This is a genomic window from Kitasatospora sp. NPDC058444 (genome assembly GCF_042721415.1).
Lineage (GTDB): Bacteria > Actinomycetota > Actinomycetes > Streptomycetales > Streptomycetaceae > Kitasatospora.
Window position 1 is genome coordinate 44,755 of sequence record NZ_JBHXLL010000001.1, and the last position, 15,372, is coordinate 60,126.

General features: G+C 72.1%; 18 protein-coding genes. 13 read left to right on the forward strand and 5 right to left on the reverse strand.

The features are described from left to right. The first annotated feature begins 2 nt into the window (after window positions 1-2). The 9 genes from ACFWP2_RS00205 (at window position 3) to era (ending at window position 6,691) form a co-directional block, all read left to right on the forward strand. Window positions 3-926: a ribonuclease Z gene (locus ACFWP2_RS00205; RefSeq protein ID WP_380446582.1), complete on the forward strand. Its 924-nt coding sequence runs from the start codon at window positions 3-5 to the stop codon at window positions 924-926. Window positions 927-1,223: 297 nt separating this feature from the next. Next, window positions 1,224-2,255, forward strand: coding sequence for a PhoH family protein (locus tag ACFWP2_RS00210; RefSeq protein WP_380447471.1), 1,032 nt, complete (start codon window positions 1,224-1,226; stop codon window positions 2,253-2,255). A 14-nt stretch (window positions 2,256-2,269) separates the two neighbouring features. After that, a complete protein-coding gene (gene ybeY / locus ACFWP2_RS00215; protein WP_380446585.1) occupies window positions 2,270-2,764 on the forward strand; it encodes an rRNA maturation RNase YbeY in 495 nt (164 codons plus the stop codon). Between the two features lie 19 nt (window positions 2,765-2,783). Then, on the forward strand, window positions 2,784-4,109 hold the full coding sequence (locus ACFWP2_RS00220; RefSeq protein ID WP_380446588.1) for a hemolysin family protein: 1,326 nt from the start codon (window positions 2,784-2,786) through the stop codon (window positions 4,107-4,109). Window positions 4,110-4,142: 33 nt separating this feature from the next. Beyond that, window positions 4,143-4,379 (forward strand): hypothetical protein, encoded by a 237-nt coding sequence (locus ACFWP2_RS00225; RefSeq protein WP_360340407.1) that lies wholly within the window; start codon window positions 4,143-4,145, stop codon window positions 4,377-4,379. A gap of 39 nt (window positions 4,380-4,418) precedes the next feature. After that, window positions 4,419-4,964 (forward strand): DUF4383 domain-containing protein, encoded by a 546-nt coding sequence (locus tag ACFWP2_RS00230; RefSeq protein ID WP_380446591.1) that lies wholly within the window; start codon window positions 4,419-4,421, stop codon window positions 4,962-4,964. A gap of 28 nt (window positions 4,965-4,992) precedes the next feature. After that, window positions 4,993-5,346, forward strand: coding sequence for a cytidine deaminase (locus ACFWP2_RS00235; RefSeq protein ID WP_380446594.1), 354 nt, complete (start codon window positions 4,993-4,995; stop codon window positions 5,344-5,346). 159 nt (window positions 5,347-5,505) lie between these two features. Then, window positions 5,506-5,691, forward strand: coding sequence for a hypothetical protein (locus ACFWP2_RS00240; RefSeq protein ID WP_380446596.1), 186 nt, complete (start codon window positions 5,506-5,508; stop codon window positions 5,689-5,691). 70 nt (window positions 5,692-5,761) lie between these two features. Next, the gene (gene era / locus ACFWP2_RS00245; protein ID WP_380446599.1) at window positions 5,762-6,691 is read left to right on the forward strand and encodes a GTPase Era; all 930 of its coding nucleotides are present in this window, start codon (window positions 5,762-5,764) and stop codon (window positions 6,689-6,691) included. Between the two features lie 104 nt (window positions 6,692-6,795). Here the strand turns inward: era and ACFWP2_RS00250 are convergent, their stop codons facing one another. Together ACFWP2_RS00250 and ACFWP2_RS00255 are read right to left on the reverse strand one after the other, a co-directional pair. Further along, window positions 6,796-7,062 (reverse strand): protealysin inhibitor emfourin, encoded by a 267-nt coding sequence (locus ACFWP2_RS00250; protein ID WP_360340422.1) that lies wholly within the window; start codon window positions 7,060-7,062, stop codon window positions 6,796-6,798. Between the two features lie 169 nt (window positions 7,063-7,231). Next, entirely contained in the window at window positions 7,232-8,254 is a 1,023-nt protein-coding gene (locus tag ACFWP2_RS00255) for a M4 family metallopeptidase (RefSeq protein WP_380446602.1), read from the reverse strand. 340 nt (window positions 8,255-8,594) lie between these two features. Here ACFWP2_RS00255 and leuA point away from each other — a divergent pair, with 340 nt between their 5' ends. The 4 genes from leuA (at window position 8,595) to ACFWP2_RS00275 (ending at window position 13,141) form a co-directional block, all read left to right on the forward strand. Next, window positions 8,595-10,391 carry a 2-isopropylmalate synthase gene (gene leuA, locus ACFWP2_RS00260; RefSeq protein ID WP_380446604.1) on the forward strand — a complete coding sequence of 599 codons (1,797 nt, stop codon included), beginning with the start codon at window positions 8,595-8,597 and terminating at the stop codon, window positions 10,389-10,391. A 239-nt stretch (window positions 10,392-10,630) separates the two neighbouring features. Next, window positions 10,631-11,296 (forward strand): TerB family tellurite resistance protein, encoded by a 666-nt coding sequence (locus ACFWP2_RS00265; protein ID WP_380446607.1) that lies wholly within the window; start codon window positions 10,631-10,633, stop codon window positions 11,294-11,296. 260 nt (window positions 11,297-11,556) lie between these two features. After that, complete coding sequence (gene recO, locus ACFWP2_RS00270; RefSeq protein WP_380446610.1) at window positions 11,557-12,303, forward strand: DNA repair protein RecO; 747 nt, start codon at window positions 11,557-11,559, stop codon at window positions 12,301-12,303. A 4-nt stretch (window positions 12,304-12,307) separates the two neighbouring features. Beyond that, window positions 12,308-13,141, forward strand: coding sequence for an isoprenyl transferase (locus ACFWP2_RS00275; protein WP_380446612.1), 834 nt, complete (start codon window positions 12,308-12,310; stop codon window positions 13,139-13,141). A gap of 82 nt (window positions 13,142-13,223) precedes the next feature. Here the strand turns inward: ACFWP2_RS00275 and ACFWP2_RS00280 are convergent, their stop codons facing one another. From ACFWP2_RS00280 to ACFWP2_RS00290, 3 genes are read right to left on the reverse strand one after another with little or no spacing between them, the layout of a single operon-like run. Then, complete coding sequence (locus tag ACFWP2_RS00280) at window positions 13,224-13,634, reverse strand: Fur family transcriptional regulator (protein ID WP_189918013.1); 411 nt, start codon at window positions 13,632-13,634, stop codon at window positions 13,224-13,226. Window positions 13,635-13,669: 35 nt separating this feature from the next. Next, window positions 13,670-14,599 carry a metal ABC transporter permease gene (locus ACFWP2_RS00285; protein ID WP_380446615.1) on the reverse strand — a complete coding sequence of 310 codons (930 nt, stop codon included), beginning with the start codon at window positions 14,597-14,599 and terminating at the stop codon, window positions 13,670-13,672. Further along, on the reverse strand, window positions 14,596-15,360 hold the full coding sequence (locus ACFWP2_RS00290) for a metal ABC transporter ATP-binding protein (RefSeq protein ID WP_224279480.1): 765 nt from the start codon (window positions 15,358-15,360) through the stop codon (window positions 14,596-14,598). Before ACFWP2_RS00290 ends, ACFWP2_RS00285 begins: the two co-directional genes overlap by 4 nt. Between the last annotated feature and the right edge of the window lie 12 nt (window positions 15,361-15,372).

Sequence of the window (15,372 nt, forward strand, 5' to 3'; positions counted from 1 at the left end):
AGGTGTCCCAGCGCGAACTCGTCGTCCTCGGCACCGCCAGCCAGGTGCCCACCCGGCACCGCAACCACAACGGCTACCTGCTGCGCTGGGACGGCGAGGGCCTGCTGTTCGACCCCGGCGAGGGCACCCAGCGCCAGATGCTGCACGCCGGGGTCACCGCCACCCAGATCACCCGGATCGCGGTCACCCACTTCCACGGGGACCACTGCCTGGGCCTGGCCGGGGTGATCCAGCGGATCAACCTCGACCGGGTCCCGCACCCGGTGGACGTCTACTTCCCGGCCTCCGGCGAGGTCTACTTCGAGCGGCTGCGGCACTCCACCGCCTACCACGAGACGGCCGTGCTGCGGCCCCGGCCGATCGACGAGCCCGGGCCGCTGCCCGCGCCCGGCGCCCGCTTCGCGCTGGACGCCGTCCGGCTGGACCATCCGGTGGAGTCCTTCGGCTACCGGCTGTCCGAGCCGGACGGCCGCCGGCTGGTGCCGGAGCGGCTCGCCGCGCTCGGCGTGCGCGGCCCGGCGGTCGGCCGGCTCCAGCACGAGGGCGCGATCGAGGTGGACGGCCGGACCGTCACGCTGGGCGAGGTCAGCGAGCCGCGGCCGGGCCAGAAGTTCGCCTTCGTGATGGACACCCGGCTGTGCGAGGGCGTGCACACCCTCGCCGAGGGCGCCGACCTGCTGGTCGTCGAGGCGACCTTCACCGACGCCGACGCCCGCCTCGCCGAGGAGCACGGCCACCTCACCGCCGGGCAGGCCGCCAAGGTCGCGGCCGAGGCCGGGGTGCGCACCCTGGTGCTGACCCACTTCTCCCAGCGCTACCCGGACCTCGGCCAGCACCTGGCCGACGCCCGCAAGCACTTCGACGGGGAACTGGTGCTGGCCGCCGACCTCGACCGGGTGCCCGTCCCGGCCCGCCGCCCCTCGTGAACGGCCCGGAGGACCCCGAGCCGCGGCCTTCGGCGGAAAATGCGCTCGCATCGGCCTTCGATCTGCCGCAGCATCGTCGGGTGCGGCCCCGCCGCCCGCCACGACGATCACGCTCGCGGCGTACCCTGGTGCCCCGGAGACACCGAGCGGCACCCGACACCACGGATGGGATGAGGCAGGCCCCAGCGCCGACCTATGAGTGACACATCGCAGACCCGTACCAACGGACAGTCGCGCCCCGAACCGGCCGAGGACGGCCGCGTCAGCGCCCGGATCGTCATCCCCGAGAAGCACCCGATGGTCACCCTGCTCGGCACCGCGGACTCGCTGCTGCGCGTGATCGAGCAGGGCTTCCCCGCCGCCGACATCCACGTCCGCGGCAACGAGGTGACCGCCACCGGGGCCCGGGCCGAGGTCGCCCTCGTGCAGCGGCTCTTCAACGAGATGATGCTGGTGCTGCGCACCGGCCAGCCTCTGACGGAGGACTCCGTGGAGCGCTCCATCGCCATGCTCCGCAGCCAGGAGCAGGACCCGGACAGCCCGGCGCCGTCCCAGGTGTTCACCGCGAACATCCTGTCCAACCGGGGCCGCACGATCCGCCCGAAGACCCTCAACCAGCAGCGCTACGTCGAGGCGATCGACAGGCACACGATCGTCTTCGGCCTCGGCCCGGCCGGCACCGGCAAGACCTACCTGGCGATGGCCAAGGCCGTCCAGGCCCTCCAGGCCAAGGAGGTCAACCGGATCATCCTGACCCGCCCGGCGGTCGAGGCGGGGGAGCGGCTGGGCTTCCTGCCCGGCACCCTCTACGAGAAGATCGACCCCTACCTGCGCCCGCTGTACGACGCGCTGCACGACATGATGGACCCGGACTCCATCCCGCGCCTGATGGCGGCCGGCACCATCGAGGTCGCCCCGCTCGCCTACATGCGCGGCCGCACCCTCAACGACGCCTTCATCATCCTCGACGAGGCCCAGAACACCTCGCCCGAGCAGATGAAGATGTTCCTCACCCGCCTCGGGTTCAACTCCCGGGTGGTGGTCACCGGCGACACCAGCCAGATCGACCTCCCGGGCGGCACCCGCAGCGGACTCAAGGTCGTCCAGGAGATCCTGGCCGACGTGCCCGACATCCACTTCTCCGTCCTCACCAGCACCGACGTGGTCCGCCACAAGCTGGTCGGCCGGATCGTGGACGCCTACGAGCGCTGGGACGCCCGGCAGGAGGCCGAGGAGAGCTCCCCGGCCCCCCGCAAGCCCGCCCAGCGGCGCCCCGGCAAGACCGTCGCGCCCCGCGCTCCCCGACAGTCCCATCGCACCGAAAGCTGAGCACACAGCCCGTCATGTCGATCGACATCGCCAATGAGTCCGGTTGGGACGCCGACGAGGAAGCCATCCTCGACGTCGCCCGCTTCGCACTGGACAAGATGCGGATCCACCCGCAGTCCGAACTGTCCGTGATCCTGGTGGACAGTGCGGCGATGGAGGAGCTGCACATCCAGTGGATGGACCTGCCCGGGCCCACCGACGTGATGTCCTTCCCGATGGACGAACTGCGTCCCGGCAAGGAGGGCGAGGAGCTGCCGCAGGGCCTGCTCGGCGACATCGTGCTCTGCCCCGAGGTCGCCGAGCAGCAGGGCCTGGCGGCCCCCTCCAAGCACTCGATGGACGAGGAGCTGCAGCTGCTCACCGTGCACGGGGTGCTGCACGTCCTCGGCTACGACCACGAGGAGCCGGAGGAAGAGGAGGAGATGTTCGCCCTCCAGAAGCGCATCCTGGACGACTGGCGGGCGGGCCGGGGCCTCGGCGGCATCTCCCCGGCGCCCACCACCCACTGAGCGCGGAGCCCGAACCCCTGTGAGTGGTGAGAGTACGAGCTTCATCCTCGGTGCCGTTCTGCTCGTCGTGCTCGGCTGGCTGGCCGCGTGCGCCGAGGCGGGCATCTCCCGGGTCTCCCGGTTCCGGGCGGAGGAGGCGGTGCGCAGCGGCCGGCGCGGTTCCGCGCGGCTGCTGACCGTCGCCTCCGACCCGATCCGCTACCTCAACCTGGCCACCCTGATCCGGGTGGCCAGCGAGATGGCGGCGGCCGTCCTGGTCACCGTGGTGTGCGTGCGCAACGTCAGTCCGACCTGGCAGGCCGTGCTGCTGGCGTTCGGGGTGATGGTGCTGGTGTCCTTCGTCGCGATGGGGGTCTCGCCGCGCACGATCGGGCGCCAGCACCCGCTGACCACCGCGACCGCGGCCTCCTTCGTGCTGCTGCCGCTGGCCGCGGTGCTGGGCCCGATCCCGCGGCTGCTGATCCTGCTCGGCAACGCGCTGACCCCGGGCAAGGGCTACCGGGAGGGTCCGTTCGCCTCGGAGGCGGAGCTGCGGGCCCTGGTGGACCTCGCCGAGAAGGACGACGTGATCGAGGACGAGGAGCGCCGGATGGTGCACTCGGTCTTCGAGCTGGGCGACACCATCGTGCGCGAGGTGATGGTGCCGCGCACCGACCTGGTGATGATCGAGCGGCACAAGACCGTCCGGCAGGCGCTCACCCTGGCGCTGCGTTCGGGCTTCTCGCGCATCCCGGTGGTCGGTGACAGCGAGGACGACGTGGTCGGCATCGTCTACCTCAAGGACCTGGTGCGGCGCACCCACATCAACCGGGAGGCGGAGTCCGAGGAGGTCGGCGCGGTGATGCGCCCGGCCGTCTTCGTCCCGGACTCCAAGCCGGCCGGCGACCTGCTGCGCGAGATGCAGCAGCGCCGTTCGCACGTGGCGATCGTGATCGACGAGTACGGCGGCACGGCCGGCCTGGTCACCATCGAGGACATCCTGGAGGAGATCGTCGGCGAGATCACCGACGAGTACGACCGGGAGATCGCCCCGGTGGAGGACCTCGGCGACGGTTCGTACCGGATCACCGCCCGGCTGCTGGTGGAGGACCTGGGCGAGCTGTTCGGCATCGAGCTGGAGGACGAGGACGTCGAGACCGTCGGCGGCCTGCTGGCCAAGCACCTGGGCCGGGTGCCGATCCCCGGCTCCTCCTGCGAGATCCCGCTGCCCGAGCCGGTCGGGGGCGGCCTGACCGGCATCCTGCTGACCGCCGAGTCCTCGGCCGGCCGCCGCAACCGGATCGGCTCCATGGTCGCCGCCCCCGTCGGCCGCACCGAGGACGCCGGGGCGCCGGCGGGCGAGTAGCGGGTGGGCGGTCGCCGCGCGACCATGGAGGGCATGACGCACAAACTTCGCGCGGAGTACGGCCCGCAGGGGGCGGCCGGCGGAGTCAAGTCCTGGCACGTGGTGCGGGACGAGGACCTGTCGGTGGCGCTCTGCGGCCGGACGATGCCTGACGACGCCGAGACGCGGCCCGAGGAGGAGTGGGGCACCGGGCTGCGCTGCTGCCAGCAGTGCGGCTCGCTCTACATGCACGAGGTGCCGCACATGCAGGGGAGCCATCCCTACAGCTAGGCAAACGGCTTGGACCATGGCCGGGCTCTGGAGGTCGCCATGAAGCTGCAAGACGAACTACCCGTCGATCACAAGCTCGTCACGGTGTGGCGGATCGGGGCGGGGCTCGGGGGGATCTTCCTGATCGTGTTCGGCAGCCTGGGGCTGGCCGACCACCCGGGCTTCCTGGACACGGAGGGCGACCGGATCGCGGGGCTGTCGACCAACGGCGCGCTGGCCACGCTGTCCATCGTGGTGGGCGCGATCCTGGTGATCGGGGCGGTGATCGGCGGGAACTTCGCGGCCAACCTGAACCTGGTGGTGGGCCTGCTGTTCGTCCTGTCCGGCTTCTACGGTCTGACGGTGCTCGGGCGGCCGGACGCCAACATCCTCAACTTCCGGATGTCGAACGTGCTGTTCGCGTTCATCTTCGGGGTCGTCCTGACGACCTTCGGGATGTACGGACGGGTGAGCAGCCACCTGCCGCACGACAACCCGTACTGGCGCAAGCGCGCCGAGGAGGAGGAGCCGCTGCCGTCCGGGCCGAAGACGTTCGTGAAGGTGATGAACCCGAACCCGGGCCGGACCCACCCGGTCGGCCACTGAGCGGCGCCGGGTGCCTATGCTCGGCGGCATGAGTGACATCGTCGAGCTCGACCCCGAAGACAAGAAGATCATCACCCTGGCCCGCTCGGTCCGCGCCCGCAACGGCGTGGCCGAGGGGGCCGCGGTGCGTGACGAGACCGGACGCACCTACGTGGCCGGGACGGTCGCACTGGAGTCGCTGCGGCTGAGCGCCCTCCAGACGGCGGTGGCGATGGCGGTGGCCAGCGGCGCCAGGTCGCTGGAGGCGGCGGCCGTGGTGAGCGAGGCGGAGCAGCCGGCGGAGGCGGACCTGGCGGCCGTACGGGACCTGGGCGGGGCCGGGACGCCGGTGCTGCTGGCCGGGCCGGACGGGGCGCTGCGGGTGTCCGCCGAGGCGCGCTGAGGCCCGCCGGGGCTCGTCGGGGTCCCGTCGAGGGGCTCGCCGGGTCCCGTCGGGGTGGTCCCGCCGGGGTCCCGTCGAGGGGCCTCGGCCGCCATGGTCCCGGCCCGCGCCCGGCAGATAATCTCACCGGGGGAGTGGATGCGGTGAGGGGGCTGGGGCATGGGGGCGGTGGCGTTCTTCGCCGGGCTGGTGCTGTTCGTGATGGGGCTGGGCAAGTGGCAGGAGACCGGGTCCGAGGTCTGGCTGTTCGGCTCGCTCGGCTTCCTGCTGGTGCTGGTGGTGGTCTCGCTGATCCCCACCGACGGCAAGGGCGGCAAGGGCGGGAAGAGCGGCAGGAAGGGCTGAGCGAGCCCTCGGGCGCCCCCGCGGGTGGGCCCGGACGGCGGGGCTCCGGTGATCAGGGAGAATGGAGCCCATGAATGCCCCTTCCTCCTCGTACCGCTCCGGGTTCGCGTGCTTCGTCGGCCGGCCCAACGCGGGCAAGTCGACCCTGACCAACGCCCTGGTGGGGACGAAGGTCGCGATCACCTCCGATCGCCCGCAGACCACCCGGCACACCGTGCGCGGCATCGTGCACCGCCCGGACGCCCAGCTCGTCCTGGTCGACACCCCCGGCCTGCACAAGCCGCGCACCCTGCTCGGCGAACGCCTCAACGACCTGGTCCGCACCACCTGGGCCGAGGTCGACGTGATCGGCTTCTGCCTGCCCGCCGACCAGAAGATCGGCCCCGGCGACAAGTTCATCGCCAAGGAGATCGCCGGGATCAAGAAGACCCCGAAGGTCGCCATCGTCACCAAGACCGACCTGGTCGACTCCAAGCGCCTCGCCGAGCAGCTGATCGCCATCCACCAGCTCGGCGTCGAGCTGGGCTTCGAGTGGGCCGAGATCATCCCGGTCTCCGCCGTCGGCGACAAGCAGGTGGAACTGGTCGCCGACCTGCTCACCAAGCTGCTGCCGGAGGGCGACCAGCTCTACCCGGACGGCGACCTCACCGACGAGCCCGAGCAGATCATGGTCGCCGAGCTGATCCGCGAGGCCGCGCTGGAGGGCGTGCGCGACGAACTGCCGCACTCGCTGGCCGTGGTGGTCGAGGAGATGCTGCCGCGCGAGGGCCGCCCGGCGGACCGCCCGCTGTTGGACATCCACGCCAACGTCTACATCGAGCGGCAGAGCCAGAAGGCGATCGTGATCGGCGCCAAGGGCTCGCGGCTCAAGCACGTCGGCACCACCGCCCGCAAGCACATCGAGGCCCTGCTCGGCACGCCGGTCTACCTGGACCTGCACGTCAAGGTGGCCAAGGACTGGCAGCGCGACCCCAAGCAGCTGCGCAAGCTGGGCTTCTGACTCCGGGCTCCCGCAGGGGAGTTCGAGCCTTCGGGAGGCCCGGGGCCCGTTCGGACGTCGCGCGTCCGGGCGGGCCCCCGTCGTCTCCGGCCGTACGCGGCGTGCTACGCGCCCTCGCGCAGCACCAGGGAGACCAGCTCGCGCTGCGAGTCGGTGAGCTTCGGGTCGGCGCAGTACACCGACCGGCCGTCGACGGTGATCTCGTAGTGGAAGCCGTCCGGCACCCCGTACGAGGGCGTGCGCAGCCCGCCCGCGACGGCCTCGCGGGCGAGTGCGTGCACGTGCGGGGCGTCCGTGCGGTCGGCGGTGTCGATCTCCGCCTGGCGGACGAGCCCGGCGAATCCGCCGGTCCTGGTCACCTGGATGCGCATGGTGTCCATGGTGCTACGCGGGGAGGGGGTTTGCCGGGCTTTTCCCGGACCGTGACCTTAAGCCCGCCTCAACCCGGTCTCAACCACCCTTCAGGCGCGCCGCCCGCGGCTCCGGGCGGGCCCCGGAGGGCCGACCCGGGCCGACCCCGGACCGGCCCCGGACGGCGGGTCACCCCGGGCTGACCCCGACCTGCGCCCAGGAGGCCGTGACGGTGTCCACGACCGACCGGTCGTCGGGGTAGCGGGCTTTGGCGGCGGCCACGGTGGCCCGGGCGAAGGCGGTGAAGTCGGCGTCGGCGGGCAGCGTGCGCCCGGTCAGCGCGTCGTACCAGATCCGCCCCGCGCGCTCCCAGGCCGAGCCGCCGAGCGCGGTGGCCAGCAGGTAGAACGCGTGGTTGGGGATGCCGGAGTTGATGTGCACCCCGCCGTTGTCCTGGGAGGTGTGCACGTAGTCCCGCATGTGCGCGGGCTGCGGGTCCTTGCCGAGCCGGGGGTCGTCGTAGGCGGTGCCGGGCGCCTTCATCGAGCGCAGCGCCACGCCCTGCACGCCCGGGGCGAGCAGCCCGGCGCCGATCAGCCAGTCGGCGTCGGCGGCGCCCTGGTGCAGCGAGTACTGCTTGACCAGCGAGCCGAAGACGTCGGAGACCGACTCGTTGAGCGCGCCGGGCTGGTCCTGGTAGTCCAGCCCGGCGGTGAACTGGGTGACGCCGTGGGTGAGTTCGTGGCCGATGACGTCGATGCAGGCGGTGAAGTCGCCGAACACCACGTTGTCGCCGTCGCCGAAGACCATCTGGTGGCCGTTCCAGAAGGCGTTGTCGTAGTTGCGGCCGTAGTGGACGCTGGCGTCCAGCCGCAGGTTCCGGTCGTCGATCGAGTGCCGGCCGAAGACGTCGGCGTAGAGCGCGAAGGTGGCGCCGAGGCCGTCGTAGGCGTGGTTGACGGAGCCGTCGGAGGACGCGCCGTGGCCCTCGGTGCGCACGCTGCGCCCGGGCAGCCGCTGGCCGTGGCCGGCGTCGTAGATCCGCCGGTCGAGGCCCGGGGCGGCGGCGACGGGCGGGGGCGGGGAGAGCCGGGCCGCGCGGTGCGCCGCGTCGAGGGCCAGGGAGTGGACGGCGGGTTCGTGACCGGCCTCGGCGAGGTGGTCCAGGACGTACGGCGGGACGATCGTGCAGAGCGGTACTGCTGCAGTCATGTGGCCCAGGGTGAGGCCTCGATGACCGGTTGTCACCTCCCTCGACGTGACCGGTCGACGTCTCAAGGGGTGGAACGGAAGCCCGGATCACTTCGGGGGCGCGCGGCGCTGGGTTACGCTGGGGCCATCATGCGCAACGGGCTGCTTCTTCTTAGCTGCCGCGTCGAGGGCCTGTAGTCCACCGGGCCGGCACCCTCGCCGCGGGGAACGGACTGTGCGCGCGATCGGCGATCCGACGGTGTATCGCGAGCGGCAGCCGAGGCCGGCCAGTCGGTGTCGACCAGTGTCGACCACTCCCGACCCGCCCGCATCACGCATCACAGGAAGCCGAGTCACCTCCATGACCGAGCAGAACTCCGCCGCGTCCGTTCCCGCCGGCCGTCCCTTCGTCGACCGCCCCACCCCGATCACCGCCGCCTCGGTGCGCCAGCGGCCCTCGGGCATGCGGTACGGGCGCTACGTGCCGTTCGGCACCGTCGACCTGCCGGACCGCACCTGGCCGCAGAAGGTGATCACCAAGGCGCCGCGCTGGCTGTCCACCGACCTGCGGGACGGCAACCAGGCGCTGATCGACCCGATGTCGCCGGCCCGCAAGCGCATGATGTTCGACCTGCTGGTGAAGATGGGCTACAAGGAGATCGAGGTCGGCTTCCCCTCCTCCGGGGCCACCGACCACGCCTTCGTGCGGTCGCTGATCGAGGAGGGGGCGATCCCCGAGGACGTCACCATCTCGGTGCTGACGCAGGCCCGCGAGGAGCTGATCGAGAAGACCGTGGAGGCGCTGGTCGGCGCCCCGCGGGCGACCGTCCACCTGTACAACGCGACCGCGCCGCTGTTCCGCCGGGTGGTGTTCCGCAACGACCGGGCGGCCACCAAGGCGATCGCCACCGACGGCACCCGGCTGGTGATGGAGTACGCGGAGAAGCTGCTGGGCGACGACACCGTCTTCGGCTACCAGTACTCGCCGGAGATCTTCGTCGACACCGAGCTGGACTTCGCGCTGGAGGTCTGCGAGGCGGTCATGGACGTCTGGCAGCCGGGCGAGGGCCGCGAGATCATCCTGAACCTGCCCGCCACCGTCGAGCGGGCCACCCCGAACGTCCAGGCCGACCAGTTCGAGTGGATGTCGCGCAACCTGTCCCGCCGCGAGTTCGTCTGCCTGTCGGTGCACCCGCACAACGACCGCGGCACCGCCGTCGCCTCCGCCGAGCTGTCCTACATGGCGGGCGCCGACCGCATCGAGGGCTGCCTGTTCGGCCAGGGCGAGCGGACCGGCAACGTCGACCTGGTGACGCTGGGGATGAACCTGTTCTCGCAGGGCATCGACCCGCAGATCGACTTCTCCGACATCGACGAGGTGCGCCGCACCGCCGAGTACTGCAACCAGATGGAGGTGCACCCGCGCCACCCGTACGCCGGCGACCTGGTGTACACCTCCTTCTCCGGCTCGCACCAGGACGCCATCAAGAAGGGCTTCGACGTCCTGGAGGCGGACGCCGCGGCGGCGGGCGTACCGGTGGGCGAGCACACCTGGGGCGTGCCGTACCTGCCGATCGACCCGAAGGACGTCGGCCGCACCTACGAGGCGGTCATCCGGGTCAACAGCCAGTCCGGCAAGGGCGGCGTGGCGTACGTGCTGAAGAACGACCACAAGCTGGACCTGCCGCGCCGGATGCAGATCGAGTTCTCCCGGATCATCCAGGCCAAGACCGACGCCGAGGGCGGCGAGGTCAGCCCGGCCGAGATCTGGCGGGTCTTCGAGGACGAGTACCTGCCGACCCCCGACAACCCGTGGGGCCGGATCGCGCTGAGCGGTTCGCGCACCCTGACCACCGAGGACGGCCGGGACGCGCTGACCGCGGAGGCCCTGCTGGACGGCGCCCCGGTGACCCTGGCCGGGGCCGGCAACGGCCCGGTCTCGGCCTTCGCCGACGCGCTGGCCCGGATCGGCGTGGACGTGCGCGTCCTGGACTACGCCGAGCACGCGCTGAGCGAGGGCGGCGACGCCCAGGCCGCCGCGTACGTGGAGTGCGCGGTGGACGGCAAGGTGCTGTGGGGCGTGGGCATCGACGGCAACACCGTGCTGGCCTCGCTGAAGGCGATGATCAGCGCGGTCAACCGCTCGCAGCGCGGCTAATTCGAACGGGTGGTGTGCGAAGGGCCGTCCCGTGGGACGGCCCTTCGCCGCGTCAGCCTGGCGTTGTGTCCTGCGCCACATTTTTTCGGATCGGAAGCCGTTCGAGGTACTGACACGTGCCGGTAACCGTGGCAACATCGATCCACCGGAAAGCCGGGTCGGTGGGACGGCCTCGGTGTCCGGTCGCGTGACCTGCCCATTGTCGAGCAGGCCGCCTGCCATGTCTGGGGAGTGGCGCCGTGACCAGGTTGTGGGGTGTTCGCCCGCGGTGGCGGACTGACGTTCTCGGTGACTTCTTCTGCCCGGGCTGTGGCGGGGACCGCAACTACCGTCGGCAGCACGGCCGGCGGTGGCTGCGGTTGCTGGGGACCCCGGTGGTCCCGCTCGGTCCCGTGATCGGCAGCGTGCAGTGCACCAGCTGCCACGGCCGGTACGGCGTCGAGAGCCTGGAGCAGCCCACCAGCGTGCGCCTCGGCGCGATGCTGCGGGACGCCCAGTACACCGTCGCGCTGGCCCTGCTCGCGGCCGGCGGCACCGCCCACCGGGCGGCCCGCGACGCCGCCTGCGCGGCGGTGCGCGAGGCCGGGTTCGAGGACTGCGGCGAGGCCCAGGTGCTGGCCGCGCTCGCCGCGCTCTCCGGGCTCGGCGACGAACTCCACGACGCCCGCGGGCTGTCCGGCGGCCTGGCCGTCGAACTGCACGCGGTGCTCGAACCGCTCACCCCGCACCTGGCCCAGCACGGCCGGGAGAGGCTGCTGCTGCAGGGCGCGGCGATCGCGCTCGCGGACGGGCGCTACCTGCCGCAGGAGCGCGACGCGCTCGCCGCGGTCGGGGGCTGCCTGGACCTGCCGAAGTCCCGGGTCGGGGCGCTGCTGGAGGCGGCGGCCAGGGCCCCGTACAAGTAGCGCGGCCCCTTCGTCCGCCCGCTCGTCCGAAGCACCGCTCGAAGCACCGCCCGCACCTCATCGCCCGCCCCTCAGTGCTCGCCGCCGAGCGCCGTCCGGACCTCCGGAATCCGCAGACCACCTCCGAATCCCCCACAACGGGCCTTGGATCCCCCACCCCGGGCCCGCCGTGACCCGCACCGCAGCGGTCTCCCCCACGGCCGCCGGTGCGGGCAACACGGCTGTCCGGCGCCGGGGACCGGTGGGGGACAATGGTCCCCATGAGTCTTTTCCGGGACGACGGCGTCGTGCTGCGGGCGCAGAAGCTCGGCGAGGCCGATCGGATCATCACCCTGCTGACCCGCCACCACGGCAAGGTGCGGGCGGTGGCGCGCGGGGTGCGGAAGACCAAGTCCAAGTTCGGCGCCCGCCTGGAGCCGTTCTCGCATGTGGACGTGCAGTTCTTCAGCCGGGGGAGTGAGCTGATCGGCCGCGGATTGCCGCTCTGCACCCAGGTGGAGACCATCGCGCCGTACGGCGGCCCGATCGTCGCCGACTACGGCCGCTACACGGCCGGCACCGCGATGCTGGAGACCGCCGAGCGGTTCGCCGAGAACGAGGGCGAGCCGGCCGTCCAGCAGTACCTGCTGCTGGTCGGCGGGCTGCGCACGCTGGCGGCCGGGCTGCACGAGTCGCACCTGGTGCTGGACGCCTTCCTGCTGCGCTCGCTCGCGGTGAACGGGTACGGCGCGAGCTTCACCGACTGCGCCAAATGCGGCCTGGAGGGGCCGAACCGCTTCTTCTCCCTCCCCGCGGGCGGGGTGCTCTGCGGGGACTGCCGAGTGCCCGGATGTGCCGTACCCTCCCCTGAGACACTGGTACTGCTCGGGGCGCTGCTGTCAGGGGACTGGCAGACGGCCGATGCCTGCGAGCCGCGGTACTGGCGGGAGGGCAGCGGCCTGGTCGCGGCCTATCTGCAGTGGCACCTGGAGCGGGGCATCCGCTCGATGAGATACGTGGAGAAGTGAGCACATGGCAGCGCGACGGCTCTTCGGCGGCGGCAAGCAGAGGACGTACGTCCCCCCGACCCCGCACCCCAGCGGCGCACAGCCCCCGAAGCTCCCCGGCGAGCTGGTCCCCGACCACGTCGCCATCGTGATGGACGGCAACGGCCGTTGGGCCAAGGAGCGCGGGCTGCCCCGCACCGAGGGCCACAAGGTCGGCGAGTCCGTGGTGCTGGACGTCCTCAAGGGCGCCATCGAGCTCGGGGTCAAGAACATCTCGCTGTACGCGTTCTCCACCGAGAACTGGAAGCGCTCGCCCGACGAGGTGAAGTTCCTGATGAACTTCAACCGGGACGTCATCGCCCGCCGGCGCGACGAGATGGACGCGATGGGCGTGCGGATCCGCTGGGCGGGCCGGATGCCCAAGCTGTGGAAGAGCGTCGTCCAGGAGCTCCAGGTCGCCGAGGAGCAGACCAAGGACAACGACGCCGTCACGCTCTACATGTGCGTCAACTACGGCGGCCGGGCCGAACTCGCTGACGCGGCGCAGGCGATCGCCCAGGACGTCGCGGCCGGGAAGCTCGACCCGAAGAAGGTCAACGAGAAGACCCTGGCCAAGTACATGTACCACCCGGACATGCCGGACGTGGACCTGTTCCTGCGTCCCAGCGGCGAGCAGCGCACCTCCAACTTCCTGCTCTGGCAGTCGGCTTACGCCGAGTTCGTGTTCCAGGACGTGCTCTGGCCGGACTTCGACCGCCGTGACCTGTGGCGCGCCTGCGAGCAGTTCGCGATGCGCGACCGGCGCTTCGGCGGGGCCATCCCCAACGAGGTCGGCGCGCCGGTGCCGTCCCAGCGCTGACGGGCGTACCCGACCGGGAAGGACCCACCGGCTGCCCGGTGGGTCCTTCTCCGTTTCCGTCGCGCACGCGCGGGTCCGCGGCTCAGGCCTTCTTGGCGCACTCCGCGCAGGTCCCGAAGATCTCCAGGGTGTGCGCGATGTCGCTGAAGCCGTGCTCGGCGGCGACCGAGTTGGCCCAGCGCTCCACCGCGGGGCCCTCCACCTCGACGGTCGCGCCGCAGTGCCGGCAGACCAGGTGGTGGTGGTGCCCGCTGCTGCACCGGCGGTAGACCGCCTCGCCGTCGGCGGTGCGCAGCACGTCCACCTCACCGGCGTCCGCGAGCGACTGGAGCGTGCGGTAGACGGTGGTCAGACCGACGGAGTCCCCGCGGTGCTTGAGCAGGTCGTGGAGCTCCTGTGCGCTGCGGAAGTCCGCGATCTCGTCCAGGGCCGCCGAGACGGCGGCACGCTGCCGGGTCGATCGGGCGCGCGGCGACGGGCCTGCGGTGGTCACCGTGGGTCCTCCTGGGGTCGTGGGCGTCTCGCACATCATTGTGCCAGCCCGGCCCGTCGCCCAGGGGTGGTCGTGTCGGCGGGCCCGGAGACGGCCTGCTCCGGCAGTTCGACGTCGCAGACCTTCGGTCCCTGTTCGCCCGCGCCGCGGTGGCGCCGTCGGGCCAGTGGCGCGGCGAGCAGGCTGAACACCGCGAAGACCGCGATGGCGAGCAGCACGATGGCCGGGCCGGAGGGCACGTCGAGGTGGTAGGAGCCGGTGACGCCGGCCGTCGAGACGACCACGCCGAGTGCGATCGAGGCGGCCTGGGTGGCGGCGAAGGAGCGGGTGAGCTGCTGGGCGGCGACCACCGGGACCACCATCAGCGCGCTGACCAGCAGCAGCCCGACCACCCGCATGGCGACCGTGACGGTGACCGCGGCCATCACCGCGAGCAGCAGGTTCAGGGTGCGCACCGGCAGGCCGGTGACCCGGGCGAAGTCCTCGTCCTGGCAGATCGCGAAGAGCTGGCGGCGCAGCCCGACGGTGACCGCGATGACCACCGCGCCGAGCACCGCGATGGCGGCCAGGTCGGCGGGGGCGACGGTGAGGATCGAGCCCCAGAGGTAGCTCTCCAGGGAGCCGGACCCGGCCTGGGCGGAGAGCGAGACCAGCAGCTTGCCGCAGGCCATGCCGCCGTAGAAGAGCATCGCGAGGGCGATGTCGCCGCGCTGGTTGCCGCGCGAGCGGACCAGCTCCATGGTGACGGCGCCGAGCACGCAGACCAGGACGGCCATCCAGACCGGGCTGGTCTGGAAGATGAAGCCGAGGCCGACGCCGGTCATCGCGACGTGGCCCATGCCGTCGCCCATCAGTGCCTGGCGGCGCTGCACCAGGTAGATGCCGACGGCCGGGGCGGTGATCCCGACCAGGACGGCGGCGAGCAGCGCCCGCTGCATGAAGTCGTAGGACAGCATCTCGGTCATGCGAGCAGCCTCGGCGGGGTCAGGTCGGCGTGCGGGTGGACGTGGTCGTGGCCGGGCAGCGCGTGCAGGCCGGTGTTGGGCACGGGCGGGCCGTCGTGGGCGACGCAGCCGTCCCGCAGCACCACGGCGCGGTCGATCAGCGGCTCCAGCGGCCCGAGTTCGTGCAGCACGAGGAGGACGGAGGCGCCGCGCCCGACCTCGGCGCGCAGCGTGTCGGCGAGCACCTGCTGGCTGGCGGCGTCCACGCCGGCCATCGGCTCGTCCATGATCAGCAGGTCGGGGGAGCCGACCAGGGCGCGGGCGATCAGCACCCGCTGCTGCTGGCCGCCGGACAGGTCGGCCACGCCGTCCCCGGCCCGCTCCAGCATGCCGACGGCGGCCAGCGCGCGGTCCACCGCCTCGCGGTCCTTGCGCCGGAAGGGCAGCAGCCGGTGCTGCGGGAGCCGCCCGGTGGAGACCACCTCGCGCACGGTGGCGGGGACGCCGGAGGCGGCGGTGGTGCGCTGCGGGACGTACCCGATCCGGTGCCAGGCGCGGAAGGAGCCGTACGGGGTGCCGAACAGCTCCAGGGTGCCCTGCTCCAGCGGGACGGAGCCGATCACGGCCTTGACGGTGGTCGACTTGCCGGAGCCGTTGGCGCCCAGCAGGGCGACGACCTCGCCGGGCCGGACGGTGAGGTCGACGCCGCGCAGCACCGGCCGGCCGCCGCGCGAGGCGACGGCGTCACGGAGGCGGACGGCCGGGGGTATCGGGTCGGTCATGGTGCTCGGTCC